The organism is Psychrobacter sp. S4(2024) (genome assembly GCF_036861305.1).
Classification (GTDB): domain Bacteria; phylum Pseudomonadota; class Gammaproteobacteria; order Pseudomonadales; family Moraxellaceae; genus Psychrobacter; species Psychrobacter cryohalolentis.
Map to the genome: position 1 here is coordinate 67,705 of NZ_JAZAQR010000002.1, position 20,514 is coordinate 88,218.

Sequence of the window (20,514 nt, forward strand, 5' to 3'; positions counted from 1 at the left end):
TTATTATAAACTGGCTCATTTGACCCTTTATTTAATAATAACGGGTCAAATCAGTAATTTTTCTTCCAAGGAATAATCCAGTTGTTACTAAAAAGTAGCTATTAAAGCTCAATCCCTTCTGCCTTCATCACCGAATGCAAATCTTTATCACCGCGACCAGACATATTGACGATAATGGTTTGATCAGGCGTCATCGTTTTAGCCAGCTTTAGTGCATAAGCAACCGCATGAGCAGATTCAAGCGCCGGAATGATGCCTTCTTTACGCGTGACTTCATGGAAACCTTCTAACGACTCCTTATCGGTACAACCAACATATTCAACACGCTTCATATCTTTTAAGAAGCTATGCTCAGGACCAACACCAGGGTAATCAAGACCAGCTGAGATAGAATGGGTTTCTTGGATTTGACCTTCATCATCGGCCATCAAGTAAGTACGGTTACCGTGTAATACACCAATACGACCAGCAGCTAATGGTGCAGAATGACGACCCGTCTCAATACCATCACCTGTTGCTTCCACGCCATACATTTTAACGTCATTATCATTTAAGAAGTCAAAGAATAGACCAATGGCATTTGAGCCGCCGCCAACACAAGCGACTAGCGCATCTGGTAATTTACCCGTCATTTGCAGATGTTGCACACGCGCTTCTTTACCAATAATTGCTTGGAAGTCGCGTACGAGTAACGGATAAGGATGCGGACCTGCAACCGTACCAATAATATAATATGTGCTATCCACATTGGTAACCCAATCACGCATGGCTTCATTCATCGCATCTTTGAGAGTACGTGAGCCAGATGTTACCGGCACAACTGTCGCACCAAGTAAACGCATACGATAGACGTTCATCTTTTGACGCTCAACATCGTCCGCGCCCATATAAACGATACACTCTAGTCCCAAACGCGCGGCAATCGTCGCCGTCGCAACGCCATGTTGCCCTGCTCCAGTTTCTGCAATAATACGTTTTTTGCCACTCATTTTGGCAAGGAGCGCTTGACCAATAGTATTATTGACCTTATGCGCGCCAGTATGATTAAGATCTTCACGCTTAAAGTAAATCTGCGCACCGCCAATCTCATCACTTAGACGCTTGGCATGATAGAGAGGCGTTGGGCGTCCAACATAGTTGACCAAATCATTGTGATATTCTTCCCAAAATGCAGGGTCTTTTTTGACTGTGTTATATAACGTTTCTAGCTCTTCTAACGCTGCCATCAAGGTTTCAGAGACAAAGCGTCCGCCGTGGACGCCAAAATGTCCTCGCGCATCAGGATACTGGTTAAAATCTTGCACGCTTTCTGGATTAGTAAAGCTATTAATAGCGTGTGCGGTGGCAGATACATCTTTGTTAGCGACATGACTCATGGTAATTCCTACTGTAATAAGTGGTATTTTTTAGGATATCTGTTTTTTAGAAAAACTATAGGGAAAACTGTTTACATAGTTTGCTTTGGCAATTTGACAGCAGTAAAGCTAACTACTTATATTCGAAGATTCGCTAAGCGTCTCGTTTTGCCATCGGTCGCGTTTGACTGATTTCATAAAGGCATGCATTTTGCCAACGTCTTTTTTGCCTTTATCAGACTCAATCCCACCGCTGACATCAACGGCATAAATTGGTAAGTCATAAGTGGCAGCGACATTATCGGCATCAAGTCCACCGGCTAAGATAATCGGTAGTGAGCTGTCATTCGGTATCAGACTCCAGTCAAAGCGTGCGCCTGTACCGCCATACTTATGCTGATGGTAGGCATCTAGTAAAATGCTGCTTGCGCCTGCTGCGGCAAAACTGTCAATTTGCATATTCACACTCTCAAGCGCATCCTGTTCAGTATTGACACGCAACGCTTTAATCCAACGTTTATTGACGAGATTTGCCAGCTGACGGCACTGCTCGGGCGTTTCATCGCCATGAAATTGGATAATATCAAAAGAGACATGATTTGCCAGTTCAATAAGCTCATCTTCAGGCATATTGACGACCAAAGCCACCACACTGATAAAAGCCGGTACTGCAGCACTCAATATTTGCGCCTGCTCGATTGTAACCGCACGAGGACTTGGCGGATAAAATACAAAGCCAATGGCGTCCGCATTGAGTTTAACAGCAGCTTTAATATCATCAAGTTGAGTAAATCCACAAAACTTAACGTGCATGAGGTAACCTTGCGAAAGACTGAATATGATGATTTGTTAATAAAGGAGCAAATCAATTGCATCCAAAAACTTATCCTAGCATACTTTTATTCATAGTTTTGTTTATGATTGCGATTGATTAATATGGGAATAGATGAATGTCTAAAACGGCGGTAGCGATAAAAAATAATTCACACAACAAAGTCGAGGATAGTCATCAGTTTCATTATCTCATGTGGTTTCGCCGTGATCTACGCGTTCATGACAATACTGCTTTGGCTGCCATTTGTGAGCGTGCAAACGAAGACAATGCTCAGCTCAGCGCGGTATTTTTTCTTACCCCTGAGCAGTGGCAGGCACATGACATGTCGCTTACACAGCTTGATCATATTGCGCGAACACTTCCTATCCTCGCAGAAAAACTGCATCAGTTGAACATCATTTTAACCGTGCAGGTCTGCCCTAGTTTTACTGATTGTATAGTTACGTTGAGCGCATTATGTGAGTCAAATAATATCAGCTGCGTAATGGCAAATCATGAGTACGAAGGTAATGAGGTTGCGCGGGATGAACTGTTAACCAAACAACTTGCAAACAACGAAATTGAGTTTATCCGCTGGCATGACCAATGTATCTTACCACCGAAAAGTATCACTACCAATGATGACAGCATGTATCAAGTGTTTACCCCATTTTATAAAAAATGGCGGCATACCTTGGAGGTTAGTGACATACAAATTCATACAGCACTTGCCATCATAGATAATAAACAAGTTAATTTAACATTATCAGAACACAGTGCAAACACTACTCAAGATATAGAAGCATTGTGCAAAAAAACTGTCCACGACTATCAAGAATATCTACAAACTCATGAATCCTATCAAAATATAGATACGGACAAGCAAATTAGCCAAGCGCGCCTTGCTTATCCTGCTGGCGAAGCGGAAGCCTGTCATCGATTAGAGCACTTTATCGCGGATGATATCGATAACTATGATGTGAGCCGTGATGTGCCGAGCTTACAGGCGACCAGTCAATTATCAACCTATCTTACTATTGGCGCAATCAGTCCCAGACTTTGCTACTTACAAGCTACTCAGGCACTAGGGAAATTACGTAGAAATGATGGTGACAACTTTGACAGCGGTGACAATAACGACATCAACCGCTGGATAAGCGAGCTGGCTTGGCGAGATTTTTATCGCCATGTTTTAGACTATAAACCTGAGCTTATCCGCCATCAAGCTTATAAATATGAGACTGATAAGAAAATCAACTGGTCATATGATGAAGATGCTTTTGCAGCATGGCGTGAGGGCAAAACGGGTGTGCCATTAGTCGATGCAGCGATGCGCTGCCTTAATGCGACAGGCTTTATGCACAATCGCTTGCGCATGGTTACCGCGATGTTTTTGACCAAAGATTTATTGATTGATTGGCGCTGGGGTGAGCGTTACTTTATGCAACAGCTGATAGACGGTGACTTTGCGTCTAATAATGGTGGCTGGCAGTGGAGCGCATCAACAGGTACAGATTCTGCGCCCTATTTTCGTATTATGAATCCCTTTAGCCAAGCTAAAAGCCATGATACTGAGGGAATATTCATTAAGACTTGGCTGCCTGAATTAAAACCGATTCCTACCAGCATTTTGCATAGAGAGGATAAAATGCGCAAGGCTCTGAGTAAGAATGGTACCTTTGCAGATATTGATTATCCTGTGCCAATCGTTGAGCATAAACTGGCACGACAATTAGCGATTGCTGAATTTAAAAAAGAGTAATATCTATAGTTAAAATATCTCAAAAAACGCTACAGTGCTGCTGGTATAAATTTTCTGCAGCCTCTGTCTGCGTAGGCACAGCAAGCAAGAAAAATGAATATCAGCAGTACTTGATGTATCGATATTACTTTTCCCTGACTATATAGTCAGATAAAAATAAAAATGTTATGAACATTTAAACGCGCTATTGGTATAAATTTTACTGGCGTGCTGCGTTCCCAGAGGCTGCGCAAAATTCATACCAATAGCGCTATAACACTTTCGTAATAAACTCACTATACAACCATTATCTGCTGAGAATTGGTTTGGTTATTTGTTAACCGTAGCAGTCGCCGATGCTGAAGCGACTAACGGCATTTGACACGAGCCAGCACCTTGCGTGGTGACCGTCACTACTGCGCCAGTTAATGCAAATAACTGCTGTAACTGAGTTTGCGCGTTATCTAACGCCATTGTCATGACATCACCGCGGCAAGCACGTTCAAGCACCTCGGCTTTTGCCATGCTTTGTGCTTGTTTTAGAATTTTTGGATCGACTTGCATCATACCAAAAGCCCCCGTTTGCCAATCGTAAATCTCGATATCATCTAGATAGACTGAAAATATCTCTGATGGCGGCAGCGTAATATTAATTTGGGGCATAATAGAAACGGAGGCATTAACATCAGCGTTTTCAGCATCATTTACTTCCGACTCGGTAGGCTGTATCACTTGTACCATCTCAGGTGTCAATGCGCTCAAGTCAATGCCCGCCTCTACGCGACCACGAGCAATAAATAGCGCCTTTTGCTCGTCTTGCCATAGCTTCATCCAACTGCCTGAACGCTGACTAGTAATCACCGTATCAACGCTGAATGCCACCGTCTCCAAACGATTCAACTTCTGAATTTGTGTCACCACACCCTCACGAGTGATGGTTTCTATGGGCTCTTCTTTGGTAATATTCTGCACAGTATAGATAGCGAAAATGACGGCTGCGAGACTAGCAAGCAATACGATCCACGACATCATAGCGATAGATTTTTTCGCTTTTGAATCAGTCGTATCAAGAGGATTTCGATTATCAGAACTGTTCATATAAACACCTTTATGGTTTTATCATAATTTTATCGATTATTTTTATAACTATAGTCTATTCCAAATAGAACAGATACGTTATATTCCAACGCGGAACTGGGATGAATTTTTTTAATGCTGAATTCACTATACCTATCATTGGAACTACACAAAAAATCACGTACTAAATAATAAATGCTATTTTTAAGCAGCAACTTCAAGTAATGACTACCAATACCCTACATAATCACTCATGATGTCATCTTCAAAAAACTTCTTTTTATTTGCTATAAATACATTTAGAACTGGTAAATAATCGAGTTATAGCTGTCTCATTCAGCCCTTTAAGTAACCTTCGCTCTGAAAAAACAAAAAGTCATTGCGTCTTAGGCGAACTTTACCTAACATAGTCAGGTTGTATGCTTAAAATATCGGTATACAGGTATTTTTCGAGCTTTATGCTAAAAACAGTGCTCGATGAAGTCTGATATTTTTATACAAAATAATATGTTATATCCTTTTTTAAATGCTGTTTACGAACGCACTGCTCACTAGCGTACTGTCTGTTGTAGTGCTTTCTAGCTAGGGCATGTCCTACACTATTACCAAGTAATAACAGGTAATCTTGCGTCGGCTATCAAACCACACGCTCAACATCCTACTATTTCTTATTTATTTTATCGTCGATAAGGTTCCGCTTTATTTATGAAAGCCAGTCAATTTTTATTTGCCACGCTAAAAGAAACACCCAGTGATGCAGATATCGCTTCAAGCCAATTAATGGTTAGAGCCGGTCTGATTCGCAAAATCGCTTCTGGATTATATATCTGGTTGCCAATGGGTTTGCGCGTATTGCAAAAAGTCGAGCGTATCGTTCGCGAAGAGATGCAAAATATCGGCGCTCAAGAAGTGCTTATGCCGATGACTCAGCCTGCTGAACTTTGGCAGCTGACCGGACGTTTTAACGACTATGGTCCTGAGCTACTACGCTTTAAAGACCGTCATGACCGCGATTTTGTATTGGGACCGACGCACGAAGAAGTCATCACCAATCTTGCCCAAGGCGAGCTGCGCAGTTATAAGCAATTACCGATTACTTTTTTTCAAATTCAAAATAAGTTCCGTGATGAGATTCGTCCACGCTTTGGTGTGATGCGCGCACGCGAATTTACCATGAAAGATGCTTATTCCTTCCACGTTGACCAAGCATCACTGGCAAAGACGTATGATGAGATGTATGACGCTTATACGCGCATATTCACGCGCTTAGGTCTTGATTTCCGTGCTGTACAAGCAGATACTGGCTCAATCGGCGGCTTTGCCTCACACGAGTTTCATGTCCTAGCAGACAGCGGCGAAGATGATATTGCTTTCTCTGATTCGTCTGAGTATGCTGCCAACGTCGAGCTTGCAGAATCTGTGAGTATGGCAGAACGCCAGCCTGCAACGATGGCTCGCGAGAATATTGATACCGTCAATATGCCAACCTGTGAAGCCGTTGCTGAGCACTTAAACGTTCCGCTTGCTACAACTGTCAAAACATTGATTGTGCAAGGTCATACACCAGAAGGTGAGCCACAGCTTATCGCTGTGGTATTACGCGGCGACCATACACTAAACACCATAAAAGCCGAAAAAATTGAAGAAGCCAATGTCCCTTTAATGATGGCAACGGAAGAAGAGCTAAAAGCCGCTGGTCTGCATAAAGGCTATATCGGCGTTGAGCTTAATATGCCCGTCTTTGTAGATCGTGCAGCAGCGGCATTGTCCGACTTTGTCTCTGGCGCCAATGAAATTAACAAGCACACGACAGGTATGAATTGGGAGCGTGACGCGCATATCACCCGTATTGTTGATATTCGCAATGTACACGAAGGCGATCCTTCTCCTGATGGTAAAGGTACGCTACAGATCAAACGTGGTATCGAAGTCGGTCATATCTTCCAGTTGGGTGATAAGTACTCACAAGCGATGAACTGCACGGTATCAGGCGAAGATGGCAAGCCGGTCACTTTGATGATGGGTTGTTACGGTATTGGCGTCAGCCGTATTATCGCTGCTGCTATTGAGCAAAACAACGATGAAAACGGCATTATGTGGCCATCAACACCAGATATTAGTGATTCTTTAGCACCTTTTGAAGTCGCTATCGTGCCAATGAAATCAAAAGAAGACACCGTTATGGAAACAGCAACGGCATTGTACGAGGAGCTAAAAGCTCTTGGTATCAATGTATTGCTTGATGACCGTAATGAACGCCCAGGCGTGAAGTTTGCTGACCTTGAGCTGATTGGGATTCCGCATCGTATCGTAGTATCTGACCGTAACTTGGCAGAAGACAAGTACGAATACGTTAATCGCCGTGATAGTGAAAAGCAACTACTTAGCCGTGATGAAGTAATTGCTAAAGTCAGCGGTAAATAGTGCAACGATAAAATTAGTACCATAAAAAGCGCCTATCTCAGTATATGAGATAGGCGCTTTTTTATTCTTAGAGGTTTATTTAAAAACCATTCATAATGCTTTTATTATTGACGAATCAAACGACTAGGCACAGGCAATAATGCAATATCGCTGACACGACAAGGATTGATATCAATACCACCTCGACGTGTATACCAAGCACGAACCATGAGCTCACTTGGCTCATAGTATTGACTCAAATCAGCAAATATCTGCTCGACACATTGCTCATGAAAGCCATTATGCTGACGGAAACTTAATATATAACGCAGCATATTTGCGTTATTAACTGGCTTATTACTGGTTATCGAAACTGCCAATGTCCCCCAATCTGGCTGATTGGTCACCGGACAATTACTACGTAATAGATTAGAATAAAAGCTAAAAGTTTTACCCTCTGATATTTTAGCATCACTTGTATTACGTTCTAATAATGACGCATCAGGATGCAGCGTTAATGCTACTTTCTCAGTACTGTCCGCTAGTGCATCATCAATACAAATGCCATCAGGCTGAGCGATCAATAGCCCTGAATGCTCATCCTCTAAGTCAAACAATTCAACATTAACTTCAGCTTGTACGCATTTCGACAAATCTTTCGCTATCAGCGTTTGTACTGTTTCCAAACTACCAAATTCAGTAAAGTTGATACTATTTAGATAAAGCTTCAATGACTTTGATTCAACAATAAATGGCGAGCTTGCCGGAATGCCAAAGCGTGCTATCGCAACCTGCGATATACCTTGCTCATTTAACCATGACAGCTCAAATGCCTGCCACCAATCGAAACCTACCTCTAGCTTATCATCCTGCCAACCAATGACCTCTCGCCCCATACTACGAGCAATCGGATATAACGTCTCTGGACTATACTCAGTTGGATAATCAGTGGTTTGTTCACCCAAGATACCGTGGATACTCATTGGTATTTCCTAATAGTAATGATTGAAATTAAATAACATTTAAAGTTTTAGTAAGATTATTAACCAGTTCAAGTGCTCGAACGGGATGAAAGATTTATATAAACCTTATTCTTCCTACAGACGTACGCGCGAGCCGTCACTTAATAGTCGATAGGCAATGGTATAAAATATCGCACAAAAAGCAAAAATAGCACCCATTGAATACCAGACATTGACGTCAGAATAGCCCAAAATCCCGTAGCGGAATGAGTTGACCATATAAACGATTGGGTTCAATAATGAGATATTTTGCCAAAATGGTGATAAGTTTTCCATCGAGTAGAACACCCCGCCAAGATATGTCAACGGCGTTAATACAAAACTTGGAATAATGGAGATATCATCAAAAGAGCGGGCAAATACAGCATTAATAAAGCCGCCCAATGAAAACAGAATAGAGGTGCCAAGGACAGTAAATATGGTCACAAATAAATGCTCAATACCCAAATCAGTAAAGAACAGCGCCACGATCGAGACAATGATACCAATCGCTAATCCGCGGAAAATACCACCGCTGATATAGCCCATCAAAATAGCATGTTTTGATACGGGCGAGACCAAAAGCTCCTCAATACTGGCGGTGAATTTGGCACTAAAAAAGCTTGAGACCACATTAGAATAGCTGTTAGTGATGATTGCCATCATAATCAAACCAGGCACGATAAATTGCATATACGGCACACCGCCCATTTCACCCACACGTGGTCCAATCATCTTACCAAAGATGACAAAATACAGGCTCATGGTAATGACTGGCGGCAATAACGTCTGCGGCCAAATACGTAGAATCCGGCGCACTTCTTTAACCAAAATAGTGCGAAATGCAATCCAGCGTTGTGCAAAGTTCATGCGGTATCTCTCCTAAGCGCCTATGCTTGCTAGAGTAAATAGTCTCTAGTGTAAACAGAGTTGCCTATCTGATTATTCTATTTAATATACATGTTGAATGAAGACTTATTAATACGGTCTTATTATTCATAAAAATTTGTTATAAAGCCCAACTTTCAAAGGTAGCTAATGCTAAAGAGCTACGAGCTTAAAGGTTCATGTAGGCTTTTATCTACCAGACGCATAAACAGCTCTTCTAAGCGGTTGGCTTTATTACGCATACTCGCGACCGTAATACCTTGCTCAGACAATTGAGTAAAGACACCATTTAACGACTCACCTTCTGTCAATGTCACCTCAATCGTCAAATCATCCGGCTGCACGACATCCGTCACACCAGTTAATACTATTTGATGTGTTAACGGAGTCGCCACATCAAAGACAAAAGTCTCAACCGATAACTGCGCAAGCAAGTCTTTCATTTCAGTATTGATACGAATTTCACCGTGATCCAAAATCGCGATACGCTTACACAGCTGCTCAGCTTCTTCAAGATAATGCGTAGTTAAAATAATGGTGGTGTTTTCCTCAATATTAATCTGCTCCATAAACTCCCACATTGAGCGGCGTAGCTCAATATCTACACCAGCAGTCGGTTCATCCAATATTAATAGACGTGGCTTATGTATGAGCGCCCGTGCAATCATCAATCGACGCTTCATACCACCTGAGAGCTCACGCGATTTGCTGTCACGTTTGTCCCAAAGTCCCAAAGCTTTGAGCAACTTCTCTGCACGCGGTTTTGCTTCCTTTGCTGCAATGCCAAAATAGCCTGCTTGAGTAATAAGAATATCTTCAACTTTTTCAAACTGATTAAAGTTAAACTCTTGCGGTACTACGCCCAAAAATTGCTTGGCTTTTGAGGGATCAGATAACAAGTCCGTACCAAAGATATGGACACTACCCGCTGTTGGTTTAAAGAGCGAGCTAATGATACCAATCATCGTTGACTTACCAGCACCATTTGGTCCCAGTAACGCAAAAAATCCCCCTTGCGGAACCGTAAGACTGACATCTTTTAATGCCGAAAATCCGTTGCTATAAGTTTTGGATAAATTCTGAATCGATAGTGCTGGTACTTCAGACATGAATACCTCTTTATGAATGATTAATCTAAAAAATGCTGTATCAGCATGCCAATTCTTATAATCGTTGCTGTAGTGTATTAATGTGAGGCTGAAGGGAAGCTATTTCAACGGTGGAATATTATAACGACGACATGAGTCCTATCAATCATATATAAAAAAGCACCTACCTCACTATGAGATAGATGCTTTTTATTTATTGCCTTTTAAAGTGCGATATTAAAGTACCTTAGCAATAAAAACTAGCTGGCTTCACCAACCATATAATCAACGGCATTTTGCACTTCTTCATCAGGAATATCTGCGCCGCCTTTGGCAGGCATAGCATTGAAACCATTGATAGCATGGGTATATAGGGTATCTTTACCTTTTGCTATACGAGGTCCCCAAGCACCCGCATCACCTAACTTAGGAGAGCCAAGCAGTCCTGACGCATGACAAGTTTGGCATACCGCGTTATAGACTGCTTTACCATCACGAGGACCATCGCCTGCAGCTGGACCAGCAGAACGAGCCGTCACGTCACAAACTTCATCTTCTTCAAAACATATTTTGGCAACAGGCTGAATACGAGCAATCAGATTTGGATATAACGCAATCAATTTTTGTACTTGCGGCGTATCTTGTGGAATTGGCTCTTCGACAGCAGCTGGTGCGGCTGCCGCAGTTGCCTCGGCTGGTGCATCTGTTGCTGTCGCGTCTGCTTGTGCAGTTGCATCAGCAGAAGCAGCGCCATCCGTGGTGTCAGCCGCCGCTTGAGGCTCATCACCTAGCTTTTGAGGGGCATTTTCGACAACCTCTTTGCCTTCTGCGACAGCAGATATAGTAACGGGTGTATCTATAGCACTTTCAGCTTGGCTCACAGCGATACTAGCGATTCCTAGAATGGCAGCTGCCGATAACATAACTACTTTTCTCATTCGTCACGTTCTCTTATTACGTATACAAGGGTCAGCATGACTTAGACATTCTGTCTGTCCTCCTTTGACAACAAACCGTTGTCAATAGCAAACAGCCATCCCGCATGCGAGCGCACTTGTAATCGGTGATTATAAATATGGATTCTCCCTGACATTATAAGGGAAAAGACGGGTAGATTGCCATGCCTGTTTGCGGACTATGCTGTTTTTTCTTAAAAAACCTCAATAGCGGGCTTCATTCATTGGCTTTATGACTTTTATTTGTTAGACTAAGCGGTCTTTATTTTTAGGCACTTTTGCGCTCGTAGCTCAGTTGGATAGAGTATCGGTCTCCGAAGCCGAGGGTCGTGGGTTCGATTCCCGCCGAGCGCACCAATCATCGTATTTCGCCATTTCTCAGCACTACCTCAAATCTATAAAACCATTTAAAACAAAACCTTGAAGTTTTTATCATTAATAAGCTCGTCTGTTAGTACCTATAAAATGTTGTATATATTGTTGTTAACTCCATTTTATGCTGACTTATGACGGAGTGTTACTTCTCCTAGTTAAATATTCGTACCAATCTACTCTGCCTCTTGCAAATTGGCATCTAGTTGCGCACGGCTAGGCACACGCTGATAATTAATCACTGGTATATCACCCAAACGGCGTTGACTGGCAGCAAGCTTGGGGTCGATCGTAATCATCGCGATTTTTATATTTTGTCGAGTAACGAGCAAATGACTGCCCTTTCGTGTCACTCGATAATCAGGAAAATACTGCTTAATCATCTCCGCCGTCTTTTGTAAGGCGTCATTTATCGGTTTTTTCTTATCTCTTGACTTTATATCATGTAAGTTATTTGGTGCACGTGATTTTGCAAAAAACCATAATCCAACGATAACTGCCGTCAATATGACAAGCCACCAAATTCCGTCTATCATAAGAAAGGATATCCATTATTAGCAAGGGTTAGCTTATGTTAGCAGAATTATCATCAGCGTTAATAGCAGAAGTAGAGCGTGCTGCTGAACTATTAGAATCGAAACAGCATATTTGCCTTTTAACTGGCGCAGGGATTTCAGCAGAAAGCGGCATTCCGACTTTTCGTGATAAGCAAACTGGCTTGTGGGAAAATTATCGCGCGGAGGACTTGGCGACACCAGATGCCTTCACTCGCGATCCAAAGCTGGTTTGGTCATGGTATCAATGGCGCAGACAGCTCGTGGCTAGTAAAAAACCCAATCCTGCCCATACAGCATTGGCACAGTGGCAGTATCACAGTCAATCGACTAATCAGCAACTAACCCTCATTACTCAAAATGTTGATGATTTGCATGAGCAAGCAGGTAGCGCTGTTACCCACCTGCATGGCAATCTATGGCGTAACCGATGCAGTCAATGTCAGACACCTTATACAATCCAATTAAAAGGCGCTTATGACAGCGAGAATAGCATTAACTTTGAGGAAGCTCTAGTGACTTGCCAGCATTGTGATGGTTATATCAGACCTGATATTGTGTGGTTTGGAGAGTCGTTACCGATGCGGGCATGGCAGACAGCAGAGGAAGCTGCCGCGAGTTGTGATGTATTTATTAGTATCGGTACTTCCAGCCTCGTCTATCCCGCTGCCGGACTGGCACAACTGGCAAAACATAACGGTGCCAAAATTATCGAGATAAATCCTTATCCGACACCAAATACGCTAGTCGATATTACTCTGGCAGCAAAAGCTGGTGTCATCCTGCCAGAGTTAGTAAAAAGAATAGGCGTTCTATGATATAACTGGCATCCCATTAGCCTACCGCTTGATCTACTTTGTCTAAATACTGCTGCTTTAGCTCATCACTGATAAACGACGATCTAAAAGAATTTTTTACCAAGGTGATAATATCATCTTCTGTCAGTGGCAAATTCTCACTGATATTAATGAAGTTTTGGTTGATATAGCCTTTAAAATAAGCAGGGTCATCTGAGTTGACAGTGATATTTAGACCATAATCTAGCAGCTCTTTGATGTTGTGCTCTTTATAGTTGTCAAATACTCTCAACTCGATATTAGAATTCGGGCACACGGTGAGCGGCATCTGCTCATCTTTTAGACGCTGCATCAGCTCAGCGCTTTTGATAGATTGCACGCCATGGTCGATTCTACTGATATCCAATAAATCTAACGCTTCATAAATGTAAGAGAAATCCGCTTCTTCGCCAGCATGGGCAACCAACTTAAAGCCTTCCTCTTTTGCCTTTTTAAATACCTCTATAAACTTCGATGGCGGATTGCCTAATTCTGAAGAATCTAAACCGACACCGATAATATCGTCTTTAAATGGCAATGCTTGCTCTAACGTCTCAAACGCTTCTTCTTGTGATAAATGCCGTAAAAAGCACATGATAATACAAGAGGTAATACCATATTTTGCTTTGGCATCAGCCAGTGCACGTTTGATGCCTGTTATGACTGTCTCAAACGCCACGCCTCTTGCCGTATGCGTCTGCGGATCAAAAAATATCTCTGTATGAATGACATTGTCTTCGACACATTTGAGAATATACTCCCATGTCAAATCGTAGAAATCATCCTGCGTAATCAAGACATTGGCACCGGCATAATAGATGTCTAAAAACGTCTGCAGATTGGTAAAGTTATAAGCATTACGCACATCCTCTATGTCTTTATAAGGAATCTCTATCTGGTTCTTTTTTGCCAATCTAAACATAAGCTCAGGCTCGAGCGAGCCTTCAATATGTAAATGCAGTTCTGCTTTTGGCAGTCTTTTTATTAGATCAATCATAATATTCCAGTATTGGCGTTGTATATCGGTTATTTATTAAATATAGCGATAAGTGTTTAGTGTAATCTTTCATGCTGATGGCCGTCAGGGTTTATTTTAAAAAAACCACCGTATCAGACAACTCATTACCTGATGGGTTTTGCTCCAGATGATAATACTGGCGCAGTACTTGACCAACCTCATCTAGCAATTCAGTCAAGCTTTCTTCTGTCTTCTGATTGGCAATACCGACTACCGCTTTGTCACACATTGCGCGCCAAACTGTTGGGCTAACATGGGCACTGATACCACGATCAGCGACGATTTCAAGCTTATGCTCGCAAACATTGACGTATATCAGCACACCAGTGTTTTCTTCAGTATCCCACACTCGATACTCACTAAATAAATCAATCGCACGGTCACGGCAGTCGCTATGATAGGCCTCTTGAATAGGCAAATGATTTTCTACGATCAAAAATACCTCGCCGCGGTGACCTTGCTCAGCAAGTGTCACCCGCTCTGTCAACCGAGCTTTTGCCGCGGGCGTCAACCATTTACTATGCAAAACGGGGATAAATAAGACTTGGCGCCACCAGCGGGCAAAGCTGGATTTTGAAGCGTTATTCTCTGCCATGATACTATTTCCTCAAGTACGTCATTACTAATGGTTATTTAGTGTCTTTACTAGGCGGCTATGAAGCCACTGAAAAACAACGGGCTAATGCTTACCAAGAACCGCCAGCGCCGCCACCACCAAAACCGCCACCGCCACCACCAAAACCGCCGCCGCCGAAGCCACCGCCACCGCCCATACCCGGTAGGAATATCATACCACCGCCTCTACCTCCTTTACCGCCGCCAGACCCGCCTTTACCGCCACCGCGTGAAATCAAGAACAGCCATAAAAATATCGCCATAATGATGGTCATAAATAGACCACCGCCCAATGCTAGTGAGCCTGCAACAAAACCACCGGCCGTCAGTACAGAACCGAATACTCGACCAAATATACTGGTAATAAAGCTACCAAATATCATCGCCATGATGAATAGAAAAATAGGAGATGGCAGCTCGTCTGAGCCTTGTTGGGTAGTACGTTCAGCTGCCTGCGCATCGGCACGAGCAAGCACTTCAGGATCAGCAGATAAACGACTTTGTAAGGCTGTTACGCCTGCCAATATCCCTGCGCCATAATTATTTTGCTTAAATAACGGGGTAATATCCTCTCGAATGATGCGATTGACCGCCGCATCTGGCAGTACACCTTCGAGTCCATAACCTGTCAATATATACATATCACGGTCATTGACAGCGACAACCACAAGCAAACCATCATCGATGTCTTTACTACCCAGCTGCCATTTTTCAGCAACTTGCAAGGCATAATCAAAGATAGGCATGCCATTGGTAGTTGGGACAATCACCACTGCTGCTTGTGCCAAACCTTGCTGATAAATTGTACGTAGCTGTGCTTCTAAGCGCTGCTTCTCTTGTGGGTTTAAGATATTAGCTTGGTCGATGACAGGATTGTTTAAAATCAGTTTGTCTGCATCGACACTGTCAGCAGTTGATTTAACAGGGGGACGTTTGGTCGCATTTGCCTCTGCCACGCCCTCATTATTGGATGCATTAGGATTGATAGCTTCATTACCGAGTATGGTTTCGTTAATCGCCTCATTGCCTAAAACAGCATCATTAATAGCTTCATTGGATTCAGCGGCTTTTGCAATAGCCACTAAGTCTTCCACACTGCGATTTTGCGTGGTGCTATCGGCAGCAAGCGTACTGTCATCAGGCGCCGCATACAATGTAGACGCGCTACCAATAGTAAGGGCGAATAACAACGCTGCTAGGGGTGTTTTTAAATGAGTCATTAACTGTATACCACCTCAAGTCAGATCTTTACTAAATTAATAGGTAGAGCGGCAATCAGTAAGTATTTAATCAGTACTTGATGCTCTACCTGTTTTTAATGGCTTAACGATATAAATAGGCTTTAAGAGACGCTTATATTTAATATTAGACGCAACCTATTCATACCAGTAAGAAACGCTAAGACGGCTACACAATTCGTTTAATAGATGAAGCATACCGGCGTGAAATAAACGCATGATTCATCATTATTGATTTGCTGCTATTGAGCCGTCTTTGAGTCGCCATTGTCAAAATCCACGCTTGGTGCAGTAGAAATCTCTTTTTCGTTCGCGACGCTAAAGTTTGGTTTAGCACTCATCCCAAATACTTTTGCCGTAATATTGGTTGGGAATTGACGTACAGTCGTATTGTAGCCCTGCACCTCTTGGATATAGCGGTTACGAGCGACGGCGATACGGTTCTCAGTACCTTCTAATTGCGCTTGCAAATCTTGGAACAGCGCATCAGATTTCAGTTCAGGATAACGCTCAGACACTGCCATCAAACGTGATAGTGCACCCGTCATCTGTTCTTGCGCCGCCGCATAACGCTCCATCGCTTCAGGATCATTGAGTACTTCTGGCGTTACGGTGATACCACCAGCGCGTGAGCGGGCTTCAGCCACTTGCGTAAAGACTTCCTGCTCTTGCTTGGCATACTGCTGTACTACTTTTACCAAGTTTGGCACCAAATCCGAGCGACGTTGATATTGGTTGACCACCTCTGACCACGAAGCCGTCACTTGCTCATCTTGAGCCTGAAGATTATTATAACCACAACCTGTCAAGCCGACAGTAGACGTGGCTAATACAGCTGATAGCAAGATGGGTTTTACAATGGATTTACGGGTCATTGTGGATTCTCCTAATAATGATAAATATCAAACAACTGATAACAAAATTTTAAAATGACTTTTGACTGCTTTTTTTGATACTGACTTCAATACTATGACTATATAAGCTTATATTTTGTAGCCTACAATATGTTGTGCTAATAATGGCGCTATAACGCTTTTTTTACAATTCATCGTTACCAAAACACAACCGCAAGCAACGACTTGTAGCATAATCTCTCACTCTGTTTTGACTATGTATCTATATAACCTGACTTATCATGAATTATTGAAAAATCATCCAAATTGAGATAAATCGACCTTATGCCATATTCTACGGTACTTGTTGTCATAATAAAGCTTGTCATAACATATATATGGCTGCCGCTAAGAAGAAATTTCTAGTAATTGGGTAAAAAATATGGCAAATTGCAGTTACGTAGCTGTACGGTTTGCATACATTTGGTAGTGGACTTATTTTCTTCATAGTACTAGCGATTCGTTTATTTATCCTTTAAAAGGATTAATAGACAGATAAATCATCGCTTTATGACTCTATTACGCAATTGTACTTAGCCGATACTGCTCATAGTAAGCTGAATACCATCGCGATGATGGGTATTTACAATTATAACCGCCTGTTTTATCCACTGGTTTATTTATAACAGCGTTTATGTTTATGGCAGGATGACGGATTACCAAAGTAAAGAGACAGTAAAAATATGGCAACCATCGTCAATCGATTGATACTCATATATAAGTGCTATCAAGAGATGAGCAAATACAGCCAAACTTTGATAATAAACCAAGCGGATAAACACAGACAACTACAGTCCATTCTTGGTGACTATGTACATATGAAGCTTAAATCATTGTTTTAAGTACATGCAGATAATTTGAGTGGTTGGCTTTAATAAGGATATTAAACCGTTAACTCACTCTATGCATCCTCATATATAGTCATTTTGAGACAGTTGAAGGAATAGATATATGGAAGGTTTAGTCAATTTAGTAAACGGAATTATTTGGAGCCCTGCATTAATTTACTTATGCTTGGGCGCAGGTCTATTTTATTCCATCATGACGCGCTTTGTACAAGTACGTTTATTCGGTGAAATGGTCAGACTACTATTCACTGGTAAATCCAGTGCAGATGGTATCTCTTCATTCCAAGCCCTGGCAGTAGCCTTAGCTGGGCGTGTGGGTATGGGTAACATCGCAGGGGTAGCTGCGGCTATCGGTTTCGGTGGTCCTGGTGCCGTATTTTGGATGTGGGTTGTGGCGTTCTTAGGAGCTTCTACTGCTTACGTTGAATCTACGCTGGCACAGATTTATAAAGAAAGAGACGTCATCACTGGCGAATATCGCGGTGGCCCTGCTTACTATTTTGAGCGCGCACTTGGTCAAAAATGGTACGGTATCCTCTTCGCAATCGCTTCTATCTTAGCTTGTGGTATGTTCTTACCAGGTGTACAGGCAAATGGCGTTCTTAGTGCTTTCACGCAACTTATGGGTGAAGGTACTACTATGAACGTTGCAGGCCTAGAAATCGGCTCTATGCGTCTGATCGGCTTAGCCATCATCTTAGTCGTACTAGGTATCATCATTTTTGGTGGTATCAAGCGTATCGCAACGTTTACCGAGTATGCGGTTCCTTTCATGGCAGTCGGTTATATTGTCTTAGCTTTAATTATCATGTTCAGCAACTTCAGTTTGATCCCAGATATATTTGGTTTGATCATTAGTGATGCCTTTACGGCGCAAGCTGGCTTTGGTGCTGCTATCGGTTGGGGTGTAAAACGTGGTATTTATTCTAACGAAGCCGGTCAAGGTACAGGTCCTCACGCTGCTGCTGCTGCTGAAGTTCAGCATCCATCACAGCAGGGTCTAGTACAGGCATTCTCAGTATATGTTGATACACTACTGGTTTGTTCTGCTACTGCTTTTATGATCCTGTCTACTGGTATGTACAATATTCAGGGTACTTTGCCAGAAGGTCAGTTCATTCTGCAAAATGTAGCCGCTACTACTGAAATCAATTCGCCTGCCTTTACCCAAATGGCAATGGAATCAGTATATGGTACTACTGGTAATGTCTTTATTGCAGTCGCTGTATTCTTCTTTGCCTTTACCACTATCTTGGCTTACTACTACATCGCTGAAGTGAACGTTGCTTACTTGACTCGCTTTATCGGGCGCGGTGCAAATAAGACAGGTTTGTTCTTAGTAAAAATCTTAATCATGGTAATGGTTGCTTACGGTGCTCTAAACTCAGCTGGTTACATCTGGGCAATTGGTGATATCGGTGTTGGCCTCATGGCTTGGCTCAATATTGTTGGTATTCTTGTTATCTTCTTTGTGGCTCGTCCGACGCTTACCATGCTTAAAGACTATGAAGCACAGCTTAAAGCAGGTGTAACACGCTATACATTTGACCCTGCAAAATTCGGTATCAAAAACGCGCCTTATTGGGAAGAGCGTCATCTAAAAGAACAACAAAGAATAGCGGCACAAGATCCTTTAAATAAAGAGCATCGTTAATCCTCTGTAAAGTATTTGCCTACTAGCCAGTTATTAAAAAAGCCCGAGACCATTGTCTTGGGCTTTTTTGTATGTGCGCTCTTGCCTCTTTTCTACTATATTCGGTCCTAAATAAAAGAAATACAAATGTTATAAGGTACTACTGGATTCCTTTTACATTGCATCGACTCAAATTATTAGCAGCAATTATTAGGCAGCAAAAAGCCCAACTCAATGGCTAGGCTTTAGGTATTTTTACATCATTTACTTTTTACCAGAAAGATTTAGTAAGTCTATTAACCAAAACTTATTTAGGCAATAAAACTGTATCAATTACATGTACTACACCATTGGTTGCCATCATATCAGTGGCAACGATGTTGGCGGTATTACCATTTGAATCTGTAATGACATTGGCATCACTAATCGTGATGGTTTGACCATTCGCCGTTTCAATCGCAGTACCATAAGGAATATCAGCGGCTTTTACAACCATAGGTACGACATGGTATGGAAGCACACTTTTTAACGTCGCTTGATCAGCAAGTAATTCTTCTTTGGTAATGTTCAATTTAGTTAATAAAGCAGCAAATGCATCATCAGTAGGTGCAAATACTGTGTACTTGTCTTCAGCCATCAGCATCGAATCAAGCCCAGCTGCCTGTAGTGCAGCGGTCAAGATGGTCAAGTCTTTATTGCCAGCTGCCATCTCACCAATAGTCTGCGTAGCTGCTGCTTCAGGGGCAACATCCGCTTCAACCATTGGTTCAGCTGCGACTTCTGGCTCAACGACTACATCAGTGGTTGCTTCTGGCTCAACTGGCTCAGCAACGACTTCTTTATCGTTACAAGCTGCTAATGACATTGCTGCCGCCACAACGGCGATAGATAGTAAGTTCTTTTTTAACATAAGACATTCCTTTGATATTAATAACTATTGAGTGAATAAAAATTTGATAAGTACTGATTCGATAAGTAATAATTTTTGCATAAACAGTTTTTTTAAAATGCACAATACTGTTTAGAATATGACATTCTTTAAAGGGACGTTATCTGAAATCATCTACAATATTAACTGATTGATTTTTAATTGATATATTCTTAGGTAGTAGCACTGTAGCAATCACGTATATAACACAGGCGTTTCGTTATCTGAATCTATAACGAATTTAAGAGCTGCGTAG

The 20,514-nt window shown here is 42.1% G+C and carries 17 protein-coding genes and 1 tRNA gene; 5 read left to right on the top strand and 13 right to left on the bottom strand.

Annotated features, from left to right (window positions below):
• Nucleotides 1-101 precede the first annotated feature (101 nt).
• Nucleotides 102-1,304 carry a tryptophan synthase subunit beta gene (trpB, locus tag VLA57_RS05240; protein ID WP_181210862.1) on the bottom strand — a complete coding sequence of 401 codons (1,203 nt, stop codon included), beginning with the start codon at nucleotides 1,302-1,304 and terminating at the stop codon, nucleotides 102-104.
• A 180-nt stretch (nucleotides 1,305-1,484) separates the two neighbouring features.
• A complete protein-coding gene (locus VLA57_RS05245) occupies nucleotides 1,485-2,168 on the bottom strand; it encodes a phosphoribosylanthranilate isomerase (RefSeq protein WP_011512834.1) in 684 nt (227 codons plus the stop codon).
• Between the two features lie 137 nt (nucleotides 2,169-2,305).
• On the opposite strand from VLA57_RS05245, the gene VLA57_RS05250 reads away from it, so the two are divergent.
• On the top strand, nucleotides 2,306-3,931 hold the full coding sequence (locus VLA57_RS05250) for a cryptochrome/photolyase family protein (protein ID WP_333954495.1): 1,626 nt from the start codon (nucleotides 2,306-2,308) through the stop codon (nucleotides 3,929-3,931).
• A 309-nt stretch (nucleotides 3,932-4,240) separates the two neighbouring features.
• Here the strand turns inward: VLA57_RS05250 and VLA57_RS05255 are convergent, their stop codons facing one another.
• The gene (locus VLA57_RS05255) at nucleotides 4,241-5,008 is read right to left on the bottom strand and encodes a DUF4230 domain-containing protein (protein WP_011512832.1); all 768 of its coding nucleotides are present in this window, start codon (nucleotides 5,006-5,008) and stop codon (nucleotides 4,241-4,243) included.
• Nucleotides 5,009-5,692: 684 nt separating this feature from the next.
• On the opposite strand from VLA57_RS05255, the gene VLA57_RS05260 reads away from it, so the two are divergent.
• A complete protein-coding gene (locus tag VLA57_RS05260) occupies nucleotides 5,693-7,411 on the top strand; it encodes a proline--tRNA ligase (RefSeq protein WP_011512831.1) in 1,719 nt (572 codons plus the stop codon).
• A 104-nt stretch (nucleotides 7,412-7,515) separates the two neighbouring features.
• On the opposite strand, the gene queF is transcribed toward VLA57_RS05260, so the two are convergent.
• The 4 genes from queF to VLA57_RS05280 all read right to left on the bottom strand — a co-directional run bounded on the left by queF (nucleotide 7,516) and on the right by VLA57_RS05280 (nucleotide 11,305).
• Nucleotides 7,516-8,373 carry an NADPH-dependent 7-cyano-7-deazaguanine reductase QueF gene (queF, locus tag VLA57_RS05265; protein ID WP_011512830.1) on the bottom strand — a complete coding sequence of 286 codons (858 nt, stop codon included), beginning with the start codon at nucleotides 8,371-8,373 and terminating at the stop codon, nucleotides 7,516-7,518.
• A gap of 114 nt (nucleotides 8,374-8,487) precedes the next feature.
• Nucleotides 8,488-9,261, bottom strand: coding sequence for an ABC transporter permease (locus tag VLA57_RS05270; RefSeq protein WP_011512829.1), 774 nt, complete (start codon nucleotides 9,259-9,261; stop codon nucleotides 8,488-8,490).
• Between the two features lie 179 nt (nucleotides 9,262-9,440).
• Entirely contained in the window at nucleotides 9,441-10,388 is a 948-nt protein-coding gene (locus VLA57_RS05275; RefSeq protein ID WP_011512828.1) for an ABC transporter ATP-binding protein, read from the bottom strand.
• Between the two features lie 239 nt (nucleotides 10,389-10,627).
• A complete protein-coding gene (locus VLA57_RS05280; RefSeq protein WP_011512827.1) occupies nucleotides 10,628-11,305 on the bottom strand; it encodes a c-type cytochrome in 678 nt (225 codons plus the stop codon).
• Between the two features lie 298 nt (nucleotides 11,306-11,603).
• Here VLA57_RS05280 and VLA57_RS05285 point away from each other — a divergent pair.
• Nucleotides 11,604-11,680: transfer RNA gene (locus VLA57_RS05285), tRNA-Arg, on the top strand.
• 191 nt (nucleotides 11,681-11,871) lie between these two features.
• Here VLA57_RS05285 and VLA57_RS05290 read toward each other — a convergent pair.
• Nucleotides 11,872-12,231, bottom strand: coding sequence for a hypothetical protein (locus VLA57_RS05290; RefSeq protein ID WP_333954496.1), 360 nt, complete (start codon nucleotides 12,229-12,231; stop codon nucleotides 11,872-11,874).
• A gap of 35 nt (nucleotides 12,232-12,266) precedes the next feature.
• Between VLA57_RS05290 and VLA57_RS05295 the strand changes: the two genes are divergently transcribed.
• The gene (locus VLA57_RS05295) at nucleotides 12,267-13,067 is read left to right on the top strand and encodes an NAD-dependent deacylase (RefSeq protein WP_333954497.1); all 801 of its coding nucleotides are present in this window, start codon (nucleotides 12,267-12,269) and stop codon (nucleotides 13,065-13,067) included.
• A 16-nt stretch (nucleotides 13,068-13,083) separates the two neighbouring features.
• Here the strand turns inward: VLA57_RS05295 and VLA57_RS05300 are convergent, their stop codons facing one another.
• From VLA57_RS05300 to VLA57_RS05315, 4 genes are all read right to left on the bottom strand, one after another.
• A complete protein-coding gene (locus VLA57_RS05300) occupies nucleotides 13,084-14,082 on the bottom strand; it encodes an adenosine deaminase (protein ID WP_333954498.1) in 999 nt (332 codons plus the stop codon).
• Between the two features lie 91 nt (nucleotides 14,083-14,173).
• Nucleotides 14,174-14,698: a TPM domain-containing protein gene (locus VLA57_RS05305; RefSeq protein WP_020442785.1), complete on the bottom strand. Its 525-nt coding sequence runs from the start codon at nucleotides 14,696-14,698 to the stop codon at nucleotides 14,174-14,176.
• A gap of 91 nt (nucleotides 14,699-14,789) precedes the next feature.
• Entirely contained in the window at nucleotides 14,790-15,938 is a 1,149-nt protein-coding gene (locus VLA57_RS05310) for a TPM domain-containing protein (RefSeq protein ID WP_333954499.1), read from the bottom strand.
• Nucleotides 15,939-16,198: 260 nt separating this feature from the next.
• A complete protein-coding gene (locus VLA57_RS05315; protein ID WP_020442783.1) occupies nucleotides 16,199-16,831 on the bottom strand; it encodes a LemA family protein in 633 nt (210 codons plus the stop codon).
• 969 nt (nucleotides 16,832-17,800) lie between these two features.
• Here VLA57_RS05315 and VLA57_RS05320 point away from each other — a divergent pair.
• Nucleotides 17,801-19,351, top strand: coding sequence for an alanine/glycine:cation symporter family protein (locus VLA57_RS05320; RefSeq protein WP_333954500.1), 1,551 nt, complete (start codon nucleotides 17,801-17,803; stop codon nucleotides 19,349-19,351).
• A gap of 286 nt (nucleotides 19,352-19,637) precedes the next feature.
• On the opposite strand, the gene VLA57_RS05325 is transcribed toward VLA57_RS05320, so the two are convergent.
• Nucleotides 19,638-20,240, bottom strand: coding sequence for a fasciclin domain-containing protein (locus VLA57_RS05325; protein WP_133105450.1), 603 nt, complete (start codon nucleotides 20,238-20,240; stop codon nucleotides 19,638-19,640).
• Nucleotides 20,241-20,514: the final 274 nt, after the last annotated feature.

Excerpts from the sequence above, each read along its gene's own strand:
- VLA57_RS05270 (WP_011512829.1), bottom strand. The coding sequence starts at position 9,261 with ATGAACTTTGCACAACGCTGGATTGCATTTCGCACTATTTTGGTTAAA.
- queF (WP_011512830.1), bottom strand. The coding sequence starts at position 8,373 with ATGAGTATCCACGGTATCTTGGGTGAACAAACCACTGATTATCCAACT.
- VLA57_RS05280 (WP_011512827.1), bottom strand. The coding sequence starts at position 11,305 with ATGAGAAAAGTAGTTATGTTATCGGCAGCTGCCATTCTAGGAATCGCT.
- VLA57_RS05320 (WP_333954500.1), top strand. The coding sequence starts at position 17,801 with ATGGAAGGTTTAGTCAATTTAGTAAACGGAATTATTTGGAGCCCTGCA.
- VLA57_RS05325 (WP_133105450.1), bottom strand. The coding sequence starts at position 20,240 with ATGTTAAAAAAGAACTTACTATCTATCGCCGTTGTGGCGGCAGCAATG.
- VLA57_RS05310 (WP_333954499.1), bottom strand. The coding sequence starts at position 15,938 with ATGACTCATTTAAAAACACCCCTAGCAGCGTTGTTATTCGCCCTTACT.
- VLA57_RS05295 (WP_333954497.1), top strand. The coding sequence starts at position 12,267 with ATGTTAGCAGAATTATCATCAGCGTTAATAGCAGAAGTAGAGCGTGCT.
- VLA57_RS05275 (WP_011512828.1), bottom strand. The coding sequence starts at position 10,388 with ATGTCTGAAGTACCAGCACTATCGATTCAGAATTTATCCAAAACTTAT.
- VLA57_RS05255 (WP_011512832.1), bottom strand. The coding sequence starts at position 5,008 with ATGAACAGTTCTGATAATCGAAATCCTCTTGATACGACTGATTCAAAA.
- VLA57_RS05290 (WP_333954496.1), bottom strand. The coding sequence starts at position 12,231 with ATGATAGACGGAATTTGGTGGCTTGTCATATTGACGGCAGTTATCGTT.
- VLA57_RS05260 (WP_011512831.1), top strand. The coding sequence starts at position 5,693 with ATGAAAGCCAGTCAATTTTTATTTGCCACGCTAAAAGAAACACCCAGT.
- VLA57_RS05250 (WP_333954495.1), top strand. The coding sequence starts at position 2,306 with ATGTCTAAAACGGCGGTAGCGATAAAAAATAATTCACACAACAAAGTC.
- VLA57_RS05245 (WP_011512834.1), bottom strand. The coding sequence starts at position 2,168 with ATGCACGTTAAGTTTTGTGGATTTACTCAACTTGATGATATTAAAGCT.
- VLA57_RS05315 (WP_020442783.1), bottom strand. The coding sequence starts at position 16,831 with ATGACCCGTAAATCCATTGTAAAACCCATCTTGCTATCAGCTGTATTA.
- VLA57_RS05300 (WP_333954498.1), bottom strand. The coding sequence starts at position 14,082 with ATGATTGATCTAATAAAAAGACTGCCAAAAGCAGAACTGCATTTACAT.
- VLA57_RS05305 (WP_020442785.1), bottom strand. The coding sequence starts at position 14,698 with ATGGCAGAGAATAACGCTTCAAAATCCAGCTTTGCCCGCTGGTGGCGC.